Here is a 21,309-nt window from a genome sequence, read left to right as displayed (position 1 = left end):
TTTTCATTTGCTACTCTTGGCCTGTTGTTTTTGATAACTGAGTGGATAGATTCCAAAACCTCTTATGTAAAATATCTGTCTTATTAAATTCAGCGTGCTTTAATAAATAAGCGTCTTTCAGCCTTCCAGCAATCAGAAGAAATAATAAACAGCAAGACAGTCCGATATTGACATAAACAACAATAGAATTCACTTGAAATAATAAAGTTGGGACTAGTAACACCATGATTAATGCAAGCATTAAAAAGATGACTAAGCCTTGTGCTTTTTTGATTGCGATTATTCTCAACTCTTGATCCATCTCTTCAATGGACTTTTTAATAAGTGTTTCCTCTTGTTTGTCTAGTTTGGTTTTTCTATGGAAAACGATGTTATAAAGTCTGTTAGTCGGGGTTTTAAAAAACCCTATATTTTCAAACACTTTAAGCTTAGAAAGACTTCTGTTAATCTTTAAACTGTCAAAAATAAAATGAAGCGGTAGTTTTATAATTTTTTTTGTAACTTGCCAAGGTTTAAAATTATCTACTGGAATATCCTCTTTGAATTTACTTCATACCTTTCTATCACCATCTTCGGTAAACAGATCTGATAGGCTTTTGTGATTGTTATTTTTCATAACAATTTATTATATGATATATTCTATATAACTTTATTTTATTTATCGATTAACTCTTTAAAACACTATTTTAGAAAGGTATTCATATTTTTAGTGCCCTCTTTATTTTTTTGTTGCGACATTTGGCATTGTTTAATTAATGAACCAAGCAACGTATCACTAATCGGATTATTGTTTACTAGTTGATCTCTAGTATAATTTATTTCACCTTTTGTTAAGCTGAATTGAAGTAGTGCTCGATTGTTGTTTTCTACTGTAACTTGCTTTGATGAATAAGGACCAACATCACCGAGAATTTGAAAAATATAGCCGCCAGGATTGTTTTTATTACATTCTTCTGGAAGATTTTTTTTATGGGTACTGTCAATTACATCTATTAGTGTTTGATTATAGTGTGTATTTACCCATTTTTTAATTTGAGCTTTACAAACACCCCACCCCAGTTAACTAATTGTTGCCTAACACCTATTTTATTGGTAGCCACATTGTCTAAATCTAACACCTGTTTTATTTGTTTTTTGTAAACTATAGTAAATTCTATATGTGTTGTTTTTGAGCAATTTTTATTAGTTTGTATGTAATAAAAATATCTGTATTAACATCATTGTTAACAGCCTCTACACATGATTTGATAATTCTTTTTATGAAACTTCTAGTCACTTTAAATTGGTTTTTTGTATTAAAGTAGCCCCGTAAATATTCAATAAAATCTGTACGTTTTTTTGGTTAGTTTTATGGTCTGAACGCATAAATCATACATTTTTATCTGATAGTTTGATTTGAGAGTTGATATTTTTTGGAAATAATATTCGCTAAATTTATTATTAGAATTAACTAGATCAATAACGTCGATATTGTGAGTAATGACAAATTCATTATCTACATAGGCAGCTTTTGTAGCGTACGCACCTAACATTTCCCAGTCACCGTTATCAGCATCTTTAACCAGTCCAACCTGACTGCTTAATAAAATATCCGCGTATTTTTTTAAATTCTGTTTATAATTTTTTAAAAGCTTTAGTAGCTTTAAAGGTAAAATTTTTACTGTAAAAACAATGACTTATAACTTTAGATGCGACATCATTGCTACTTGCATTGTTAAGGCTTTCGTAGCAAGGTTTTAAGACTGTTTTAACCAGGCTAACTATTACGCTTTTGGAGTTTTCCAATTTTAACCCTACTATGTAAGGCTTTATAGTGGTTTTAACAGATATAAACAAAGCGCTGATACAAGCTTCGCCAGCCGTTAAATTAGTAAAAATGTTAAAGTTATATTGTTTCATATTAAGTTTAAGAAGTTTATTATGTTTAACAATCTTCATATGTTTATTATATTTTCACAACCCTATCTAAATCATATTCCAAACACTGAATCAAACTCAACATTTGTTCGTCAGGTCGTCTATGAATTGCTCTAACCTCATCAAGTAGATGTTGATATTCTTCCACATCTACAAAGCTTCTTTGCAAGTGTGTTCTATCCTGGTGGTTTCCAAGGGTAGTAACGAACCTAGATCATCTAACCTGGTTTGAAACTTTCTATAACTATTAATAGGTTTGTTCTTTTTACACATGGCTTTCCTCCTACTCTTCGTCTGTTATTTTTTTTAATCGTCTTTTTAAGTTGATCAGACTTTCACTGATTTTATTTGACAAAACTCTAGAAACTTGATAGGCGCGCTCTAATGTTTCAAGTTTTAATTCAAAGCCTGACTGAGTATAATTAATAAGTTCAATATTCTTACTTTGGTCAAGTAAAGCTTGAATGCTGTAGATTGATGCGTTAATTGCCCTCTCTTGTTGAAAGTAGAGTTGAAAATCTAAAACGTTTGGCAAGTTTTGACTGTCATCAATAAAACTAGTGGCTTTATTATGTACTTCAAGTTTTGATTAAAGCTCACTGATCTGTTGCTGTTTGACAACAGCATTGTTAGTATTGGACTGGGTAACCAGGATAAAAACATCTCCTCCTAAAAACTCATCTTACTTGTCATATAGAATAGACTCAAGACTGTTCAGTTCATCGGCAGTTAGATTTTTATAACCATCCTTAAAGAATCAAAGTAAGTTGTAATAAAAGCATAGGTGCGGGGAGATAGGCGCTACGAATTTGATAAATGCAGCTCTCTGATTGATCTTGAGGATTGCGAGAAAAATAATGTTCAGTATAGCCATTAACCAGCTCTCTCTAACTATAATCTCGCACTCGTGGTCTGCTTTGTGCATTGATCCTGCGAATAACAGGGGTAGGTAAAGTGTAGCTACCTGTTTTACGAAGTTGAGGCAGAACTTGCCCAGTTACCCATGCTCTGAATTTAACAGCTTGCTTTTTGCGTGAGGAAAATATAAGTTCGTACAAGCCTTGTTCGTTGGTTGTTATTAGTGTTTGATTACGTCCCAAGCGATCTTTGAGGATGGTGCGGTTTGAAACCACGCCATCTAAGCCGGCCTCATTTAATCGCTCTTGAATTTGTTTTACCGCTGTTCTTGAGTCTTTAATCTCCAAAACCTCACAAACATCCTTTACCGTAAAATAAGGCTGTTGTGGATCATCGGCAATAACCCTGATTTTGATATCTCTAAAATTAAAGATAGATAGATTACGATTGTTAATGTTGTCGTTCACAACACACCTCCTAATAATAATGCTACGGCAGTGACTGCTGCGCCACATAAAGTGTAGCAAGTGGCTTGATAGTTTTGGTAAACTTGCGCAGAGACACCTGCGGCTTTGGGTTGATTTTTAGACATAATGGCCTCCAGTTTTGTTATAAAACCGTCACCATTGGTACTAATCAAGAGGGTGGCGGGCTGTACAAGATTAGTACTACGGATTACTGGAAACCGCCAACTCAAGGGTTGTCCTATACAACCCACCATAAACTGTTGTATAAAAAAACGCTCGAATCAACGTTTTATTACTCCAGTAGATTCTCAGGATACTAATCCCGACTAATGATTTTGCATTAGCAGTTGTGAGTGTACGCTTAAACATTTTATTTATCAAATCCTTAATGTTTTTTTAAACATAAATTAAGTAGCTTAAAAAGCTTTTATAAAAATAATATATCAACAATATTATTCTAATGTTATTGATATATTATAAACTAACTAAAGCTTAATCGGATATATAACAATTATATTATATGTGTGTCATAGCGTCATTTATAATAGACCTTAATAAAATTACTTTTGATAATAAATGAGTGTCGCAATAACAACAAACTTAAAGCCAAACACGAGCCTGAACTCGGTTTACACTGTAAAGCAATTAATAGAAAGTCTTGGTGGCGTTGACAAGGCAGGATCTGCCAAGTTAAAAAATGTTCTAAAAGAATTTGAAGAAAAGGGCAATATAGAGAATTTAATGTTTAAGATAAATATTTGCCATTCTCACAAAGCAGAAGAATTATCAAAACTCAACAACTACGCCAAAGCGATAGTGTGTGCAATAAATCTAGATAATGAAAACTGCAAGACTAGTAAGCAGAAAATACACGTAATTAAATCAGCACTGCTTTTTGAAAAATTAATCAAAGATCACGACTTTATAGATCAAAAAAATAAATTTAACAGTGGTGTGCTAAAAGATACCATTGGCGAATACACGGATAATAACAGCTTGGATCTCTATTTAAACAGAGCGAAGGAGCTGATTGATATTAATTTCCTATAATTTAGTGTGCCAGTTCTAAGTGCCTTAAAGGTGCTAAGATCTAAAAATTCTAGTAAAGCTTTGGTTGATTTGTCAAATGCGCATTAACAGCACTGATGTTTCAATATTTAAAGAGTTTGATACGACTGACGCTGCACTTACAATATGTAAGAGTGTATTTGCTTGACGATATTAAGTAACAGCAAAAATTAAATCAAATAAGTGGCAGTAGTCTTGGTATAGTAAAAAGAAGCCAGATGCGATAATTAGATTTTTAATGTGTATAGTTACGTTAAACTATACACATAACTATACGAAATACACAAACAACTGAGTAAAGGACTAGATATTACTCAAAAGTTATCTTGTACATGTTACAACTCTACATTTTCGATAAAGGCTTAGCTCGATTCTTAGGTTTATTTTTAAAATCATAGTTTAAAAGTTTATCCAGATTTTCTTTAGAACCAATATCACTCCTGTATTCAAGATCAGTATGAACAAACCTCTCAATAGCTTGATTAACTAAATCTCCAGCTTCTTCTATCTTATCTGCAATAGCGCCAATTGCAATAGCCCTTGATTTTTTAAGTGTTTGGTATTGATTGTCTGATGTTTTAATGGAGGATGCAAAGAATATATTAACCCCCAACTCATTAATAGCCTCTTTATCCATAGTAAAAACTGTTGCTTTGGCGCTTTCTTGTGGATATTCTTTTGCTACAAGATATTTAATAACAGATGCCTTTTTGATAAAACTAACCTTGTTTTCTGAAAGTGTTTTGTGCCACATATCTCTTATTAAGTCGGCAAAAGAACTTTCTAGAATAGTTAGAATATTCAACCCCTCTGGATCACCAAAGCGACCGTTAAACTCCATAAATTTAATACCTTCTTTGGTTTTGAAAAAACCACCATTAAGAACGCCACTAAAAGATAGCCCATCATTTCTCATTTCATCGATAATTTTTTGCATAATATCTTGACAATCCTGTAAATCTTTATTGTTCATAAAAGGTAATTTCTTTTCATTATTGGTAAAACAACCCATACCACCAGTACCAGCGCCTAAATCATTCTTAAATCTAAAAGGATAATCATAGCTTGCGGGTGACATTACCAAATTTTCACCATCAGTAATACCCATAACAGTAAACTCAATACCCTTTAGCTTCTCAACCAACAAGACTTTTTCATTAGGGCACTTGTCTAAAAGTTCAGAGGCGTAATTAACACAATCAGAATAGTCTTTTAAATGCTCTGGCATAACCTTAACACCCTTTCCACCGGTTAATCCTTGGGGCTTGACTACTATTTGCATTCCTTTTTCTTTAAACATTTGAATAGCAGAAGGCAAATCCTTTTTATTTTCAATTGATTGATAGTAAGGTGTAAACCCTGGACAAACCTTTTGCATCATATCAATAGAATAGATCTTATCCCACTCTATTTTTGTTGCTGCTTTTGTACCACCAACAGCTTTAATGTTGTAGTTCAGCATTTCATCAATCACGCCATTTGACAGTGGATCATCGGCACTAACAAAGGCATAATCTATATTATTTTCCTTTGCAAAGCTTGCCACGTCTTTTGCATTATTAACATTGCCAACAATATATTTTCCACCCGATTTTTCAACGCACTCAATGATGGCGGGATTTTTATGACTTACAAAAGCATGGAGTATTGTATCTTCAAACAATTTTAATGCAAAAGCACACTCTCGGCCACCAGAGCCTACAATTAAAAAACTATCTTTTTTCATTTTTTCCATAATTATTTATATAAATTTAATTTAAAAAGGCAACTATATATCACTACTCTTGTATTTTACTTTTGTTTATTAACTTTAAGTAAAGCATCTTCAATTAAGTAGTTGCCAGAGTTTGATCAAACTCTGGCGCAGCTAGTTTGTCTAAATCATTAGCCATACCTAATATATATAGCACCATTGCATAAGCAGCAAAAGATACTGTAGAGTCGCTATTTTCTACCCTTCTATATGTTTGCACAGATATTTGACATCTTTTAGCTGTATTCCCTATCGTCCACTTACGTTTTTTACGTGCTAGTTTAATATTTGTCCCAATTAAATCAACCTTACGTTTTAAGCTAAATGGTAATAGTTTATGTACTTTACTACGCATAGCTACATCCTTATTTTTTAGTTTTGTGATTTTCAATTCCCAGGCTTTCAAGCGCTACGTTAATTTCTTTTTGCGATATTTTATTTTGTAAAGCTATTTTTCCACAATTTTTATTAATGATTTGTTGTATTTCATTGACATCAGCTTTAGCTTGAACTTTGTCGACATAAAAAAACTCAGACAATCCAACAGCCAAATCTAAGTCAGGACTTTGATTACCATCAATGCTCAACTCGTGCTCTACTTTGTTTGTATTTGGGTTTAAGTCAAAAATCGGAGATAATCTCCATTTGTTTTTAATTCTTAAAAGCCGTGATTACGTAAGTAATCGTCTTTATTATGAATAATGACATTAAAGACCATTCTTTTCCACAACTCCTGGGCATCCTCTATTTCTCCTTCGGTGGCAATAAAATCTGCTATTTCCATATAAGATGAACCCTCAGTATTACCATCACAATAATTTAATGCACTCATGGCAGATAGATAATAAACTCTTTCATTATTAATCCTATCAAAACGATCGATCGATAAAATACTATGCTTAACGTTTTCTACTTTTAATAGTTTTGCTTTGGGTGTTTTTATGTTTACTAACTTAGAAAGATTTAAAAGTGTAGCCTCCACCCAAGCCTCAACATCATTTTCACTAGGGAATTTTGCTATTTTTAGTTGATTGTTATTCATTAATATAGCTTTTAGCCTTACACCGCCTAAAGAACCTTCAAGTTTGCCATGCAAAACCTGACTGATAATATTGTTACTTACCAAGTGGGCATCCTCTAGTAACTCACTTATATGAACAAATAGGGGGATTTCACTATTTTTAGCAACAAATTCATAGGTTTGTTCGTCAAAAAAACGAACAGCCCCATCGTCTGCAATAAGAAATATTGACTCAGACACTGTTGGCACTCTTTTAAGGTTGTGTTTTAACACCCTCTTTACCCCATCTGTCTGGAGAGCAGTCCTCTAAAAACCCAAAGAGCGCGCGATTCAAGGAGTACTGCCTATCACTTGTTTTGGAGAGGTTAGGGTCTATATTAAAAAAATCAACAAACTCCAAGAAAGATTTTGAATAAGAAAAAGAAAAAGATACTATTTCTTTGGCGCGAACTTCTTTAAACTCAATCAGCCCAATATTGGTATTGTTAATAAAAACTTAATATATTTTCGGATTCATTTTTAAAAAAAATAATGATATATGGCACATTATATCAAATAATATACTATATATGGCATATATTATTAGGTTAGCGCCGAAGTGTGACAATCTGCGAAACTCTAGCTATTGCTCATATCCATATTCTCAATCTTATTTATAATATCATCAATTACCAGAGAGGTGACTAAGGATATATCTTGGTCCTTTTCGCTAAGCTCTCTTTTCTTAGCTTCAAGCTCTTTGCTTAACTTGACCGTAGGATATAAGATTGATAATACTTCGATCGTCTTACCAACTCCCAAACTTTTTATGAAGTGTATCTCTGATTCTGGCCTCTGTATCGTCAGAGGTAAACATCCATAAATTTGGAGTTGGTAATGTTGAGATAACTTTTTGAATGAACTTTTCTTCCCCCATATTAAGCCATAACAGCATTTCGGCACCATTAGCGTTAGGACGCTTTAGGTTTTTAACCAAATTCATACTACTGTTACTTAGCCCAAAAGTCTTTTGTGTTTCTTGAACTGAGCTTTCTTTTTGACCAGCGCCAAGAATAAAGGCCGTTGAGGTTAAATCAAGAATAGTATCGGTAAAATCTTGTACTCTTTGCAATGCCAGCACGACAAACCATGAATATTTTAGACCCTCTCTAATATCTAATTCAATCTTCTCTAAAATTGATGCAAGTCCTTTCGTCCTATGAAGCTCATCATAAAACAAAACTTTTGGTATTCCGATTTCCGCTCTAACTTTACTCTCATAGTAGTTGATATAATGTTGTGGCAATACAGACTTTAAACTTTCCAAGTCTATTGTCCAATCTTTAACCATAAATGCTCTTGCAAGTAAATACATAATGCCAGTTTGCCTTGGATCACTGGAAGGCGCAAATATTATTTAGATTGGTGTAGGATACCCTAGATTGTGATGAAATGGCACTTTGGCTTGTTAAAATTGGATAGCCGCCTGATGCTTCGGATAACTTTCTTGCTGTAAATTTAATAATATCTTCACCCGAGGATGTTGTTAGGGTGTACATTTCTTTTACATCTTCCGAATACGTTTCGGCAATAATATCTGCTAGTATTGGTACTGCCAAGGTTTGCGCCTTTTCAGAAAGGCCGATGTATCCATTATTAAATAGTATATCAACAACTTCCCACCAGCTTGTATGTCGGTCTATTGTGTCATTAAACTTATCCAGAGTGCTGTCGATATCATAGTTTGTATTTCTGCTGTATTTCTTTGGAGACTGGTCGTCTTTTGTTGTTTTATACTCTTTATCGATACACATGCGAATCAACACACATTAATGACAGCAACAACACAAGCGACTGTAATTGGCTGCCTTATGGAACTCTTAACCCTAAGATGGTGTCAAAAGGATTGATTTTATTATCGTTTGAGCTCATTTCTAGTTTAGAACAGCTAACATCGTCTTGCATTTCCGAGCTAACTGAATTTTTCAAAAAAGGAATAATGCCGCTTGGTGATTTGGCAATATCCAAGAAAGAGATTTTTGGCAACACCCATGTTCAGCTGAATCGTAAATAACACTCCTAACTATTTGCCCCATGACTACTGATTTTAAAGTGCCTAGCGGTCCGTAGAGTACAGTAGCTCCAGTTTTCCTAATAGTTTTTGTTGAATATGGGTACAACTGTCCATTTTCGAGTCTAAGGAGTATATTACCACTTGAATATGGTATTTTTGTAATTTCTCTGGCTAATGCACAGGCTTTTGGTGCAAAACTTTCCTTTATTGGTCCAGTCGCACTGCAAATAGTTAGTAGCGCACCCAACCCCCTGGCAATGTTGATATTGCTCCGCCCCACCCTTGAATGTGGCTCTCTAATGAAATTTTATCGTTGAGTATTTTTTCACTACTATCACTAATAATGGCAATGTTGCATTACAACGCAAAAAGCTTGCTTATCTCGTGCGCATTTTTCAAAACATTAGACATGCACTTGTTTTCTTTGCTACCCACTGATAAAAACTGGGCGGTTCTTTGCTTTAGCGATTCATGAATTTTCTGAAACCGTCGCTTGATATATCAAAACTGATATTAACTGATATCTTATTTTTGATAATAAAATTAGCAAGATTATTAAAATTCGTTTTTTTGCTTGGGAAATTTAACACCTCTAATCTATCCCAAAAATAATGACCAGTCTTATAATAAGTATCCATTTTCGTTTTTAACACACTGCACTTTTGGTATGGTTTTGGTTGCCAAAGGTGGTGGCATAAAAAGACTAGCATCATTAATAAACAGAGCTTTATTCTCAATGTCATTAAGAAAGGTTGTTGAATGAGTGTCGCTATACGTTCTTGGAGCCCAGTTGCTTATTTTGTGATTTGAAAACGAAGATCGAATGGTTTACAATGCTTTTAATGCCGGAATTATTTCAGCAGAAGTATGCTGACCAATAGATTCTAAAAATGCCTCACAATTAGTAGTATGTTTTTGCAGGTATATCGGACTAATCAGGTGTAATTGCTCATTTATACCTTGCTCACCATAATACTCTGAGCCATTCGTTGGCTTTTTGTTGTAATTTTTATACTGCCCTTTTGGTATCGAGTTTTGATGTGTGTAAATTATGATAAATATTTTTTGATTGTTTATGTGTTTTTTTAGTTTTTTATCAAGAGCGTCAATGGACTGGCCTAGACCTAAATCAAGAGTCCTATTATTTTCTTTCATTTTTTCAATATTTTTACTTAACACTTCTGGAGAATTGTTATTAATTGAAAAGCATATTTTTATATCAACACCACTAGTGATATGGTTTTCCATTGCATCGGCAAAACTATTGATTAGTTGATTACCCAACTCATCATCAATAATTCCCTTAATGCTTATCACGCTTGATAACGACAACCCTTTGTGTAATAAAGTGTACTCATTAACAATGTTATTGATATCACATAAATCTGTTTTATTGTTTCCAGATAAAGAGCCTTGAATTTTATTAAAAATATAATGCGCTTTATATATAAATGATTCTATTTTGCTACTCATAATTTATAAACTCTCTTGTAATTTTTTAATAATATTTGGCTTAGTGTTTTTAATTACTTTTTGAATATCTTGCTCTGAAGCAATAATCATACTACCACTGCCAGAATTCTTTCTACTATTAGGTGTTTTAGGCGGTAGCTATTGACCCGTGCCCCAAAATTGCAGCTAAAGATATCGAGTCTTCACCCATTTGCTTTCCTGTTCGATACAAACTGATGTCTTGCAGAGTAAAGCGTTATGTATTTTGATGACAAGGCTAGTGCTTTTTTGTTTGCAGAAAGTAGAACGTTGGTGGTTGATTTTGCTACTTTCTCAAAACTACCGAACTGCCCAATTAAATCTTGTAATTTATTATGAAAAGCCAAAATAGTCATGATATCTGCTTGGCTAAGTCGATTCATAATAAGCGTTCTAGTCTTTCCATGAATTCTGCCACTATTACCTGAAAATTTAGCATTTTGCACAACCATTCTTAACACCTCTGACTCGTTTTCTGAATAATAAAAATCAGACATATTACCTTTGATCGTCATCTTTTCCCATTCAGACGGCCTTAACCCAGTAACAATAGTTGCATCAATCCATTCTTTCGCAAAATCTGCCATAGACTCAGGATTATTCTTCTTTATCGCATCGAATGCCAAAAAGACACTTTTTTTGGATTTTTCTGGAATGCTCTTAAATTTATTATTTGAGGTATGATTATTGAAACGATCCTGTTCTTTGTTGACTCTCACTCTCGTCGCTTTAACTTTTGACTTGCATAGATGCTCCAAATTGTTTGATAACTCATTTTTTAATAATTGAATCGCCTTGCTTGTATTTTTATCTCATTCTGCCGCAGTAAATAAATACTAGCATTTTTATAAAGTCGCCAAGTTAGTGGCGACCACTTGGCTTTTTGTGCTACCAGCCAATTAGTAAACACAACTAGGCTTTGTTTGCTATCTTGTTTAGTTTCTTTTAAAAACCTTTTTGATAGCTGTTCATATTTTTTTAGATATGTGTTACCTTCAGTTTTTAGCATGTTTTTTTATTTGAAACCTATTTTTTTGTTTGTTAGCACTTTTTCTTGAGGCCAATTCTAATTTATCATTTATTCATTATTCATTATTTGTTATCAGGGGGCACGCTCAATATATATGTAAAAATTTCTATATTTACATTGCCCCCCCCGTTACCCCTTAAGGAGTAACGGTAACTTCTACTGTTACTCCTTAAGTATCAGTGATGATGCTTATTTATGTCAGGAATAACGCTTTTTGATAACAGTTTTATTAGCTATCTTTTATTTTTATGTAAATTATAATTGTTACATAATTATTCCATTGAGCATCATTTTTTTACCAACCTGTAAAATCTAAATGACAAATTATTTATTACCGCTTTTGATTTTTTCTGCCATGCTGACTTCCGGCTGTGTATCAAATGAAATACATAGTAATGATAACGCCCGCATACAAATTCCAAAAAAAAATCTAAATCAACATATTGAAAAAATCAAAAGAATGATTGATGCTCAATCATTAGAAACATCAGCCAACTCTTTACAGGCAATAACAGCCTTCAATTATCACCCTAAAGTCTTTGAAACCTGTATCACAAATAAGGTTGACTATTATTATTCTAAAAAAGAGATTCATCGTAATGTAACAGTCAAAGACTGTTTATTTGCAAGCAGAATAGAAACAATTGCAAACTATTCAATTTATAACACCAATTACGCTGCCGATGGTTTTAGTATCAACAAAAAGCAACAATTAGCAAAGCTGTTGAATCCATCGCAACAAATATTGGTTTTGATTTTTCTCTAATCAATCAAAACTCATCGAATTATTCTTTATACCGATTTAAGTCCAAACCTCATGAAACCCCAATGAGACTTTTGGTAAGAATAGATGAGGAGTATCCAAATATAAATATTAAGGTTAAAGATAAAGATAAAGATAAGTCTATTATTCTATCTTTTTTAATCCAAGAATCATTTTTTGAGTCGCTATTCAAGACTAGAAAAAAGCACAATTACTTGGCGTAAAAATTACTATAGTTGAATCTAAAAAGGCAATAAGAGGTATTTTCTCCGATCGAGAGATCAAACCCAGAAGCTTGATAAGCTTTACCCTATACAAAAGCTTATTTTTAAACAAAAAAATTTACCGCCAGTAATCGATTATTTACAAAATTCGCTACTAAGGAAAGGTGACAACATACTTAGAAGCACTAGATTTGTCTTTAAAAAAGTAAAAGCCGCTAAAGTGGTGACAAGCAACTATTCTTAGCGCAACTACTTCTACTACTTTCTAACCAGCCAAGGTGATACAACGATAAACCTTGACAACTATATTAACTCTGCAAGCACACCTTTAAATAAGGAAGAACTGTTTCATTGGCACAACAATATAGAAAGCGGATATCAAAAAGGGCTTAGTTTTATAGAGAACGGCTTAAAAAGTTATTTTGCAGAGTTGGACAGGGATTTTAAAGGCTTTCTGTTGTTTTATATTTTACAAGATCAGGGGTTGATACAGCCGATCAAAATTACCTCGAATAAAAAGGAATACATTGTTAAAGAAAACGAACTTAGAATTGGAGACGAGCTATTTTTATTGTCCGAACCTAATTTTGATATTGAGAAATATCTAAATAGACTAAAGAAAATGGAGGGTGGAAATGAAATTTATTGATAGCCACCATTCTTACTATGATAAAGAAATACTGGACAACATACTTATTTCTGCCTCAGATAAAGGTGCGTCTGATATTATTTTCAAGTCAGGGCATCATATTAGCTTTTCGTATCATGATGAAGTTGTTATTGACAATGTCAGTAAGCCTATTGTTGATACAGAATTAAGTGCTTATCTGAATGATATTTATATCTCATCTGCCACAGCGCCATTGTCTCAAGCTAAAGCTCTTGATTTTTCTTACTCTGTTAAAGTGGATAAGTCTAAATCTATCCGTTTCCGAGTAAACACAACTACTGTACTACTCAATGGCAACAACATAAGGTTTTGAATTAATCCTAAGAATTTTATCAGAAATACCGTCAAGCTTAGAAGATTTAAAGGTTGAGAGTGAGTTTTCAAATTCTTTGGTATCAAATAAACATAAAGCAGGTATTGTTTTTTGTTCTAGGGGCCAACTGGCTCTGTAAAATCCGCACTACTATCTGCTGTTTTAAGGCATAAATTACAAAATGAAAAAGAGCGCTTCTTGTCTTATGAGACGCCAATTGAATATTTATATGATAGCATTCCAAAAGCACTCGGCACTATTAGTCAAAGCGAGATTCCAACACACCTACCAAACTTTGTTAAGGCAACTAGAAATGCATTAGGACGAAAATCTAGGATTATATTAATCAGAGAATCAAGGGATTTGATGGTGTAATTGATCTAAGCAGCAACGGACATCTAGTTTATTCAACAGCACACACAAACGACACTTGCTCATTCATCAAAGTGTTATCGTCTAAATTTAACAACTTTCCAGAAAGTAAAAAAAAGCGGTACTATCATTGTTATCACATAAAAATTGTGTTGTGCACCAAAACTTAGTGCCAGCTACTAATGGCAGACTTGTTGATGTTAGAGAATTATTGCCGCTTGATAAGCAAGAATACAAAGACTTTGGTTTTAGTAAATCTTCACATGCGCAAGCGTTATTTGACGATGGAAAAATTACTAAAAATATTTTATTTTCAATTAAGTATCAGTATCAAGACAACGGAGAACGTGATTCATGATTACCCATTGGTCAGCAACAAGCAATCCAATATCAATTTTTGGTATTCCAGGATCAATGATCTTGTTAATGCTGTTTCCACTGTTATTTATCGGTTTTTAAAATATGATATTTTTCTCAGTATGGACTCTAACTTTAGTGACGTTCTCATTTTATTTAAAAAACAAAGGCTAGGGATTGTCTTTTGTTTACCGTAGAACCATTTCTAATATTAGATTTTTAAAACAGTCCTTTATTAACAACTACTAAAAATAAAAAATTATGTAAACACTTATCGCTATTTTTACACTTGTTATTTCAATTTCAATCTTTGCTGGAGAGCGTCAAGACGTTGTTAAAGAAGTCACAAAAACCTCTTTAACAGTCGAAGAGATTAGAGATCTTAAGATGTTTATTAAAAACAAGCAACAGGCTATCAATCTTGATGAAACCTTGCCACTTGACCTAAGCTCTACTATTGTTTATGCCTCCACCCGCCCTGGTGCAAAGTCAGTTGTAATTAATATGCAAAAAGGTTTTGATGTATCACTTGAACTTGTTGATCAGAATAACAAACCATGGAGTATATCTTTAATTTCTAAGGGTAGCGATAATATCGTATCAACAATACAAGCTAAGCCAGAAAACAAAAACAACATGGGAAATATTGTTTTATTCTCGCCAAAAATAATTGGCAGCCCCAATTAAATATGATCGATACGTGATTATTGTAACCGAAGAAAATCTGGCCTCAAAAAAGAAAGGATAGATAAAAAAGAGGCGTTTGATAGTAATTTTATTAATGAAGATAAAGAGTTGCTATCAGTATTATCTAGAATTGCACCAAATAAATATGAACAAGTTGTCGGTATTAAGCATCAAGACTATCACATCAATGTTTTAGATGTTTATCAATCTATAAATTCTGGATTTATCTTTATAAGATCTGACGCTAATTTACTAGCGCCAGAACCAATAAGCATTGTTACGAAAGGTAGGTTTAATGCATACAAAATACCAAAAGCACCATTATTACTAATGGTGAATGACAATGGACAAGATGTAGAAGTCCCTATTAATTTTTATTAACTAATGCAAATTTAATGATGAATGACAAGATTGAAGCAACAGGTAAGCAGCGCAGACCTGACGAAAATAATATTACCGGGGATACTGGAGTAAACGGTAAAACTGGCAATTTATCTAAATTTAAAAAAATATAACCAGAAACAAAAAACACTTTTTATTTTATTGTCATTCTTTGTGGTTGTTATTATTTTTGGCAACTATATTGTAAATACGATCTCTGGCAAACAAACGCCTGATAGTGTTAATACTGGTATATCAAAAATAGATAACAACATACCACCTGGTGTTGTGCTCCACGGCAACCTTATTGAAGAAGAAAAATTGACAGACCTTATTTTCGATAATGTTAAAAAGGATGAAAGGGACTCGGTTGTATTTGCCAAAAATACTGGCAATAATTTTATCGCCAAAGTGATAAGAAAAGATAAACTAATAACGACAATCTCTCCACCAAAAATGAACAAACAGATAGAGGAAAATAACGAGCTCCCTACTTTGTTTGTTAAAAATCCAATAGCTACCAAACCCGCCAAAAAAGATCTCCGCTTTATCAAACACAACGAACAGCGCCAACACAAGTTGATAATTCTGTTTTACAAAGTAAGCTTGAAGAATATCAAAATCTACTTAAAAGGTTGTCGAGCCCAGTGGTGATACTGCTGGCTATTATGATTTTACTGAGGCAAAAAACACTCCTGACTCCATAGTGAACAATAGAAGTGTCAATGAATTAGCGGGAGATATTGACACCAGTAAAGAAAAAAATACTAAAAAAGATATTTATGTTGGGGATGTTTTCTATGCAAGACTGGCCTTCAACCTTAATACAGATTTTCAAACAACCGTAATTGCACATATTGTTTCTGATAATAAATTATCTGACGCAACTTTAATAGGAGCCATGGAGCACAACGCCATGTTTGACAAAATGGTGCTAACTTTTAATAATATCGATATTGATGGCATCACTAAACCATTTTAAGCTATTGCCATTGATATAGATTCCGACTTAGCAGGTGTGGCAGATAATGTTGATAACCATTACTTCCAGAGACTTGTCATACCAGTCTTGTTGGGCGGCATGGGAAAGGCCGCAGACTTGTATATCAATCAAGGGATTAACAGAACAACCCCTAGCACTAATGATGATATCGTTAGTCAAACTTATGAAGGTGGCGATAAACAAGTGATTGCAGGATTGCTCAAAGGTGGTGTTAATGTCTTAAAAACTGTTTTTTCAAAAGGAGAAAACCCCCCCATTACAGTTTTTAAAAGTAAAAAAAGTTTACTGAAAATAATAGCATTGTCGTCAATCTAATATGGAATATCTACTCAGTTTTTTAGGCAATCTACCATCAATACTTGAGCTGGTATTTGTCCTGGCTAATTTGCTAGGAATTTTCTTTACTGTTCGTGAAATATTTAGTCTTACAACGAATAGAGATCCACGGAATAGGGGTGACTTTATAAGAATGACTATGATAGGTGTACTACTGACTGTTTTTGCTAATATCATAGATCTTGCATCAATAACTTTTGTAAACGAAGTTGTATCTCCCAAAGGGGAAATGGGTAGATACGTACAAAAAGCTCAAAACAGTCATTGGAAAGAAGCGATTATTTCTAGTGTATTTGCAATATTAATCTTAATCGGTACATGGAGCGTATTTAAAGTGCTCGTAAAGCTATCATCTAGCAGTTCTCAGCGTCAAGAAAAAGACCTTAAACTCATTATGTCAATAATCTTTTCAGCATTACTAATTAATCTTAAATGGGTTTTAGCTGTCATAAAGGCTACATTTTCATTTAAATTTTTATAACAATTTTATAACCAAGAAGGGGATCGAGTATGAAAACTCAAAATCAACAAATAGTAAAAAGAAAAATACAAACAGCCGTTGGAATGCTTGTGTTTACTTTAACATCAACAAGTAAGGCTGCCGTTAAAAATGCCGGAGGAATAGCTGAAAACCTTGTGTCGCAGGCTTCATCAATTAAAACACTTCTTTTATCTGCTGCCGGAATTGCCGGTCTGACCCTTGCAATAGGTGGAATTATCACCTTAACCAAAGACAGCAGACAAAAACAACCTGGTGACAACAAGAAAGGCATAGTAATGATAATCGGTGGTATTTCGCTTATTGGCATTGCAATAGTTGTTCTTGTTGCCCAACAGTCTATTCTTGGGCAAACAGATGCAGCTACTTTTTCAAATTCTGGTGGGTTCTAAAAGAAAATGTCTAGTCAACTACTTAATATTAATTTTGGTATTATTTTCTTTATTGATAGAAATAGAGGTTTTTTACTTAAATGAAAACCTTGTTAAGTTTAACTCAACAGCCGAAATTCCTGCTGGAAACACTCTGTTTTGGACTAATTATAGTGGCTATGATTTAAGTAAAAATGGACTTAAAGATTCACGATTTATTAAAGATAACTTTTTCGAAATAAGAATGGCTTAAATATCAAAGATTTTATCAGCAGAGAAACACTTAAACCAAGACAACTTAAAAACATCGTTTACTCTGCTGCACGACATTCTTAAAGGTGTTGTCGCCTTTACTAATAAGTTCTTGCTTGTTGATGATGTTGCTAAGCAGTTAAGTATAATTGATATTTTTTCGTACGATTCATTTGCACAGGCAATATATGCTTGTGCCACTAATGATATCAAGCTAATTAATATTAAAAAAGCTGTCAATGATATTGTTAGTAATTCAGCAGAGTTATTGCCTGATACAATTGTCGCTTGCTCTCGTTCTTGGATTTCAACCGAAGAACATCCAGATGCACCAAAAAAACGAGTTACAGACAAAGCCTGTTGTGTTCAATCACCAAAGGCAAGTGTTTGTTAATTTTTTAATAAAAGAGTCTATACCAAGTGATAACTGGCAAAAAGTGTCACTGTCTGAATTTGACGAACCTATTAAATATGTCGAAGAAAACCAAGCTAAAGGTAAGGCCATGTTTTGTCGAGTAAACTTCAAAAAACAAGCCCTATTATTTCCAGACTATTAGCCTTTGGTGGAATTAAAAGTAGCAATAACTTTTTAGGTGACACCATGTTTAATTGGTTGACAGAGTTTGAGCTTATAACACTTAAAGATCACTTAGAAGATTATCAAATCTCTGATATTTTGATTGCTGACGATACTGTGGAGCATTCATTATTCTTACTGTACCAAAAAAATACAAGATGAGTGTAATTCACCTGGTAGTGGCTGGTCACTTGCTTTTTTACCAGGGTTCATAGAAATGCATTTACTTGAATCTATTAATAAAGGATATTATATCAATGAGAGATCAAGTAAATCAGCAGCCGGAGCGTATCTAAACAGCTTGATTAAATTAAAAACACTACTGTCTGCGCTGCAATCTTCGTCAACAGGTGAATTTCAGGATCTACAGACTGATTCGTGGTGGGTTTTTGCTTACGGTATGGATAAGGTTGTTATTAGGGCCCCACAACTTAACGAATCAATTACACCTGATAATTTTTATGATAGAGTATCAAGGGTTGCACAAATATCACAACTGTCGCCGCCAATTCTATATTGGCAAACATTTGAACATGTTAAAAAACCCGAGCAAAATTCTGTCGAACTAATGCACGCCTATATGTGCTCAATGGGCTATCTGGATAAATTTATAACTATGAATAAAAATATTTTATTAAAGTTAGAGGAAACAGGTGTTAAATAAATGACCGATAAAGCGAACTATTATAAACTTATACATTCTCACGAAGAAAGCAGGATTCAATGTTTAGGCCAGAGATGTGGAAAAAGAAGTGCTGGTTAAAATTAAGCAGCAGTTTGAACGTGATGGCTACAATCTTTTCCCATCTAAGTCCTTATTATTCAGAGGCGTAATGATAAACGGCTTTAATTGCGCCGACAATATAGGTGGTGATGAATTTTTCAACATATTCTCTAAATTTAGAAATTTAGAGAATGATACCAACAATAAGAAAACTACAACTGAGGCTTTCCGTATTCTTGATAATGCCACTGTTGAGCAGCTGAACTTTATTATTAATCAGATATATTTAGCAAAAGGATATGGTTACAAAATATCTAATAAATTTTCGTTAATTAGATTTATATTGCTTGTTTTTAATGATAAAAAATTAAATATCATAGGCGAACAACAAGCAGAACCATGAACCAACAAGGACAGCAACATTCAGACACTAACGAGACATTTGTTATAGTTGCAATTATACTTGCAGCCCTTAGTTATTTTCTTACCTTATTCCCTGGTTTTATTGCGCCAACATTAATCAGTCTAAATTATATGATGGACAGCTCATGGCTATCTTTTTTAAGTGGCATTTTTGAACCAAACTACACGGAACTTAAGGAAGTTTACCGCCATAGAAAAGAAGTTGCTTTCTTGACAGTTTGGGGACTAAACAGCAGAATTGCAGTGCCGACTATCGATATTCTTACTCTTATCTATTTTATATTTAATGTGATTAACAATATAAAAATAAGAAAACCCATCACTTCAACTGATCAATTAAACCTTGAAGATTTGATTAAGCTACAAGCCCAAGATTGTGACTATATGCGTCCTGTTGCCATTGAAGATAGGCCGGATAAGTCCAGTCTTATTGATAGTCGATGGGCAAGAGCAATGAAGCCTTATGAGTTTTTAAAGCATTACAAAATTAGCCTTAAAAAGGCAGCTACAATAAAAATGTAGCCGAAGAGATCTTAAAAGAACAGCTGGGCCATCATGTCAAAACAATAGAGGATATTTATCAATGGCCAAACTCTAGCAAAATTTTATTATGTATTTTTATTTATAGAGTCATGATCATGCGAGACGAATCTAATGAGTTAATCGATTTATCTGGCAAGTCTTGGCGCTTTAACAAGAAAACCAATGTTGCCAGCTTTAGCCAACACTTTACTTTTAGGTGCATTCAACCAGACAAGATTAAGCGCAGGTAAAATACCTATGCCAGAATTTATTTGGCTAAAGCCAATGAATAGGGTTTTGTTTTATGCACTTAATCAACTAGGACGAAAAGAGGCATGGATAAGATCTATTGCTGTCACTGAACACTTTCAAGTTGAGTTGCATGACAAACAAGCCAACTACGAGCCGCAAATTTCTCCAGTAATGACGGTAATAGAAAAGCTATCAAATGACAAGTATGAGGAAATGCTAAAGAATTAAAGAAGCTTACTTTTTAAAACTGGAACGCCAAAAGCCTCTTTCATCTTAAAGCTAATCACATAATCATTAATCTTTTCCTGTTTTTACTGCCAATAATAGTATTAATAGATTTTATGACAACACCCCCGTTCTTTTTTGCTCCTGTTACTGCCTATCTAATAACGCATCAGACATATTAACTGACGTTGCATTGTGTTGATTTTCTATCTTGTAAATAAATATTTCACCTTTTTGTGTCAGCTTTAAATCTTTAGAATTGTAAAGCTTCAACTTAATAAACCTTTGAGTGTTGTCAATCTGTGTTGCCGGAGTCCCTAATTTAGTTTTTTGCATTATTTTGATAATCGCCTTATCCCCATCATATACATTGTAGGTAGGTGATTTATAGTCATCAAACACCCCGCTAATACTATTATAATATAATGATTGTCATATTGCTCTCTTCGCCATTTTTGTTCTTTTACCCAGTTTGAAACCCTTCTGGAAAATTAACATCCTCTGTTTTCACCCGTTTAACTTGCTTTGGAATACCAGATTTTAATTCTAATAATGCTATTTTTCTATATACTCAGAAAAATAGCATTATTAGACGATTCGTGCTTATGTTTTTTTAACATATCAACACCTTTTGGCGTAAGACAAGATGCTTGACGGATGTTTGTTTTATTAAGTGGACTAAAAACAGGTCTTCTTAAAT

Annotated in this window: 34 protein-coding genes; 19 read left to right on the top strand and 15 right to left on the bottom strand. The window is 33.4% G+C overall.

Annotated features, from left to right (window positions below):
- Positions 1 to 10: 10 nt before the first annotated feature.
- From CVPH_RS03430 to CVPH_RS10720, 6 genes are all read right to left on the bottom strand, one after another.
- On the bottom strand, positions 11 to 421 hold the full coding sequence (locus CVPH_RS03430) for a hypothetical protein (protein WP_201342105.1): 411 nt from the start codon (positions 419 to 421) through the stop codon (positions 11 to 13).
- Positions 422 to 1,316: 895 nt separating this feature from the next.
- Positions 1,317 to 1,655, bottom strand: coding sequence for a RepB family plasmid replication initiator protein (locus CVPH_RS11195; RefSeq protein ID WP_225879860.1), 339 nt, complete (start codon positions 1,653 to 1,655; stop codon positions 1,317 to 1,319).
- A 290-nt stretch (positions 1,656 to 1,945) separates the two neighbouring features.
- A complete protein-coding gene (locus CVPH_RS10090) occupies positions 1,946 to 2,086 on the bottom strand; it encodes a hypothetical protein (RefSeq protein ID WP_225879787.1) in 141 nt (46 codons plus the stop codon).
- 114 nt (positions 2,087 to 2,200) lie between these two features.
- Positions 2,201 to 2,452 carry a hypothetical protein gene (locus CVPH_RS03425; protein ID WP_201342103.1) on the bottom strand — a complete coding sequence of 84 codons (252 nt, stop codon included), beginning with the start codon at positions 2,450 to 2,452 and terminating at the stop codon, positions 2,201 to 2,203.
- A gap of 352 nt (positions 2,453 to 2,804) precedes the next feature.
- Positions 2,805 to 3,242, bottom strand: a complete 438-nt coding sequence (locus tag CVPH_RS03420; RefSeq protein ID WP_201342101.1) for a BRO-N domain-containing protein — start codon at positions 3,240 to 3,242, stop codon at positions 2,805 to 2,807.
- Entirely contained in the window at positions 3,239 to 3,367 is a 129-nt protein-coding gene (locus CVPH_RS10720) for a hypothetical protein (RefSeq protein WP_281064668.1), read from the bottom strand. The genes CVPH_RS03420 and CVPH_RS10720 overlap by 4 nt, the downstream gene beginning before the upstream one ends.
- A 451-nt stretch (positions 3,368 to 3,818) precedes the next feature.
- Between CVPH_RS10720 and CVPH_RS03415 the strand changes: the two genes are divergently transcribed.
- Complete coding sequence (locus CVPH_RS03415; RefSeq protein WP_201342099.1) at positions 3,819 to 4,292, top strand: hypothetical protein; 474 nt, start codon at positions 3,819 to 3,821, stop codon at positions 4,290 to 4,292.
- Between the two features lie 361 nt (positions 4,293 to 4,653).
- On the opposite strand, the gene purD is transcribed toward CVPH_RS03415, so the two are convergent.
- The 8 genes from purD to CVPH_RS03370 all read right to left on the bottom strand — a co-directional run bounded on the left by purD (position 4,654) and on the right by CVPH_RS03370 (position 11,347).
- Positions 4,654 to 6,045, bottom strand: coding sequence for a phosphoribosylamine--glycine ligase (purD, locus tag CVPH_RS03410; RefSeq protein WP_225879791.1), 1,392 nt, complete (start codon positions 6,043 to 6,045; stop codon positions 4,654 to 4,656).
- 94 nt (positions 6,046 to 6,139) lie between these two features.
- On the bottom strand, positions 6,140 to 6,418 hold the full coding sequence (locus tag CVPH_RS03405; protein ID WP_225879790.1) for a helix-turn-helix domain-containing protein: 279 nt from the start codon (positions 6,416 to 6,418) through the stop codon (positions 6,140 to 6,142).
- Positions 6,419 to 6,428: 10 nt separating this feature from the next.
- Entirely contained in the window at positions 6,429 to 6,650 is a 222-nt protein-coding gene (locus CVPH_RS03400) for a hypothetical protein (protein ID WP_201342093.1), read from the bottom strand.
- A gap of 71 nt (positions 6,651 to 6,721) precedes the next feature.
- Positions 6,722 to 7,324 (bottom strand): HipA domain-containing protein, encoded by a 603-nt coding sequence (locus tag CVPH_RS03395; RefSeq protein ID WP_201342091.1) that lies wholly within the window; start codon positions 7,322 to 7,324, stop codon positions 6,722 to 6,724.
- A gap of 547 nt (positions 7,325 to 7,871) precedes the next feature.
- Entirely contained in the window at positions 7,872 to 8,438 is a 567-nt protein-coding gene (locus tag CVPH_RS03385; RefSeq protein WP_201342089.1) for an ATP-binding protein, read from the bottom strand.
- 19 nt (positions 8,439 to 8,457) lie between these two features.
- Positions 8,458 to 8,889 (bottom strand): hypothetical protein, encoded by a 432-nt coding sequence (locus CVPH_RS03380; protein ID WP_201342087.1) that lies wholly within the window; start codon positions 8,887 to 8,889, stop codon positions 8,458 to 8,460.
- 1,076 nt (positions 8,890 to 9,965) lie between these two features.
- The gene (locus CVPH_RS03375; protein ID WP_201342085.1) at positions 9,966 to 10,610 is read right to left on the bottom strand and encodes a hypothetical protein; all 645 of its coding nucleotides are present in this window, start codon (positions 10,608 to 10,610) and stop codon (positions 9,966 to 9,968) included.
- 182 nt (positions 10,611 to 10,792) lie between these two features.
- Complete coding sequence (locus CVPH_RS03370) at positions 10,793 to 11,347, bottom strand: hypothetical protein (protein ID WP_201342083.1); 555 nt, start codon at positions 11,345 to 11,347, stop codon at positions 10,793 to 10,795.
- A gap of 627 nt (positions 11,348 to 11,974) precedes the next feature.
- Between CVPH_RS03370 and CVPH_RS03365 the strand changes: the two genes are divergently transcribed.
- The 18 genes from CVPH_RS03365 (at position 11,975) to CVPH_RS03275 (ending at position 20,612) form a co-directional block, all read left to right on the top strand.
- Complete coding sequence (locus CVPH_RS03365) at positions 11,975 to 12,424, top strand: hypothetical protein (RefSeq protein ID WP_201342082.1); 450 nt, start codon at positions 11,975 to 11,977, stop codon at positions 12,422 to 12,424.
- Positions 12,425 to 12,934: 510 nt separating this feature from the next.
- Positions 12,935 to 13,294: a type IV secretory system conjugative DNA transfer family protein gene (locus CVPH_RS11190; protein ID WP_201342414.1), complete on the top strand. Its 360-nt coding sequence runs from the start codon at positions 12,935 to 12,937 to the stop codon at positions 13,292 to 13,294.
- Positions 13,281 to 13,628: a hypothetical protein gene (locus tag CVPH_RS03350; protein WP_201342080.1), complete on the top strand. Its 348-nt coding sequence runs from the start codon at positions 13,281 to 13,283 to the stop codon at positions 13,626 to 13,628. The genes CVPH_RS11190 and CVPH_RS03350 overlap by 14 nt, the downstream gene beginning before the upstream one ends.
- A 198-nt stretch (positions 13,629 to 13,826) precedes the next feature.
- Positions 13,827 to 14,003, top strand: coding sequence for a P-loop NTPase family protein (locus CVPH_RS03345; protein ID WP_201342078.1), 177 nt, complete (start codon positions 13,827 to 13,829; stop codon positions 14,001 to 14,003).
- A 151-nt stretch (positions 14,004 to 14,154) separates the two neighbouring features.
- Positions 14,155 to 14,358: a hypothetical protein gene (locus CVPH_RS03340; protein WP_225879789.1), complete on the top strand. Its 204-nt coding sequence runs from the start codon at positions 14,155 to 14,157 to the stop codon at positions 14,356 to 14,358.
- A gap of 272 nt (positions 14,359 to 14,630) precedes the next feature.
- Positions 14,631 to 15,044: a DotH/IcmK family type IV secretion protein gene (locus CVPH_RS03335; RefSeq protein ID WP_342590482.1), complete on the top strand. Its 414-nt coding sequence runs from the start codon at positions 14,631 to 14,633 to the stop codon at positions 15,042 to 15,044.
- 108 nt (positions 15,045 to 15,152) lie between these two features.
- On the top strand, positions 15,153 to 15,425 hold the full coding sequence (locus CVPH_RS03330) for a hypothetical protein (RefSeq protein WP_201342072.1): 273 nt from the start codon (positions 15,153 to 15,155) through the stop codon (positions 15,423 to 15,425).
- Between the two features lie 162 nt (positions 15,426 to 15,587).
- The gene (locus CVPH_RS03325; protein ID WP_225879788.1) at positions 15,588 to 16,079 is read left to right on the top strand and encodes a hypothetical protein; all 492 of its coding nucleotides are present in this window, start codon (positions 15,588 to 15,590) and stop codon (positions 16,077 to 16,079) included.
- A 52-nt stretch (positions 16,080 to 16,131) separates the two neighbouring features.
- Entirely contained in the window at positions 16,132 to 16,407 is a 276-nt protein-coding gene (locus CVPH_RS03320; RefSeq protein WP_201342068.1) for a hypothetical protein, read from the top strand.
- A gap of 36 nt (positions 16,408 to 16,443) precedes the next feature.
- Complete coding sequence (locus CVPH_RS03315; RefSeq protein ID WP_201342066.1) at positions 16,444 to 16,743, top strand: TraB/TrbI/VirB10 family type IV secretion system protein; 300 nt, start codon at positions 16,444 to 16,446, stop codon at positions 16,741 to 16,743.
- Position 16,744: 1 nt separating this feature from the next.
- On the top strand, positions 16,745 to 17,245 hold the full coding sequence (locus CVPH_RS03310; protein ID WP_201342064.1) for a hypothetical protein: 501 nt from the start codon (positions 16,745 to 16,747) through the stop codon (positions 17,243 to 17,245).
- Between the two features lie 29 nt (positions 17,246 to 17,274).
- Entirely contained in the window at positions 17,275 to 17,655 is a 381-nt protein-coding gene (locus tag CVPH_RS03305; protein ID WP_201342062.1) for a hypothetical protein, read from the top strand.
- Positions 17,656 to 17,998: 343 nt separating this feature from the next.
- Positions 17,999 to 18,280, top strand: a complete 282-nt coding sequence (locus CVPH_RS03300) for a hypothetical protein (protein ID WP_201342060.1) — start codon at positions 17,999 to 18,001, stop codon at positions 18,278 to 18,280.
- A gap of 114 nt (positions 18,281 to 18,394) precedes the next feature.
- Entirely contained in the window at positions 18,395 to 18,625 is a 231-nt protein-coding gene (locus CVPH_RS03295) for a hypothetical protein (RefSeq protein WP_201342059.1), read from the top strand.
- 55 nt (positions 18,626 to 18,680) lie between these two features.
- Positions 18,681 to 19,127 carry a hypothetical protein gene (locus tag CVPH_RS03290; RefSeq protein WP_201342057.1) on the top strand — a complete coding sequence of 149 codons (447 nt, stop codon included), beginning with the start codon at positions 18,681 to 18,683 and terminating at the stop codon, positions 19,125 to 19,127.
- A 76-nt stretch (positions 19,128 to 19,203) separates the two neighbouring features.
- Positions 19,204 to 19,590 (top strand): hypothetical protein, encoded by a 387-nt coding sequence (locus tag CVPH_RS03285; protein WP_201342056.1) that lies wholly within the window; start codon positions 19,204 to 19,206, stop codon positions 19,588 to 19,590.
- Positions 19,587 to 20,132, top strand: coding sequence for a hypothetical protein (locus CVPH_RS03280; RefSeq protein ID WP_201342055.1), 546 nt, complete (start codon positions 19,587 to 19,589; stop codon positions 20,130 to 20,132). Before CVPH_RS03285 ends, CVPH_RS03280 begins: the two co-directional genes overlap by 4 nt.
- 183 nt (positions 20,133 to 20,315) lie before the next feature.
- Positions 20,316 to 20,612, top strand: coding sequence for a secretion/conjugation apparatus DotM-related subunit (locus tag CVPH_RS03275; protein WP_201342054.1), 297 nt, complete (start codon positions 20,316 to 20,318; stop codon positions 20,610 to 20,612).
- A gap of 144 nt (positions 20,613 to 20,756) precedes the next feature.
- On the opposite strand, the gene CVPH_RS03270 is transcribed toward CVPH_RS03275, so the two are convergent.
- Positions 20,757 to 20,945, bottom strand: a complete 189-nt coding sequence (locus tag CVPH_RS03270; RefSeq protein ID WP_201342053.1) for a hypothetical protein — start codon at positions 20,943 to 20,945, stop codon at positions 20,757 to 20,759.
- Between the last annotated feature and the right edge of the window lie 364 nt (positions 20,946 to 21,309).

It is taken from the genome of Abyssogena phaseoliformis symbiont OG214 (assembly GCF_016592595.1).
Lineage (GTDB): Bacteria > Pseudomonadota > Gammaproteobacteria > PS1 > Pseudothioglobaceae > Ruthia.
This window is presented reverse-complemented; position numbering and strand designations above follow the sequence as displayed.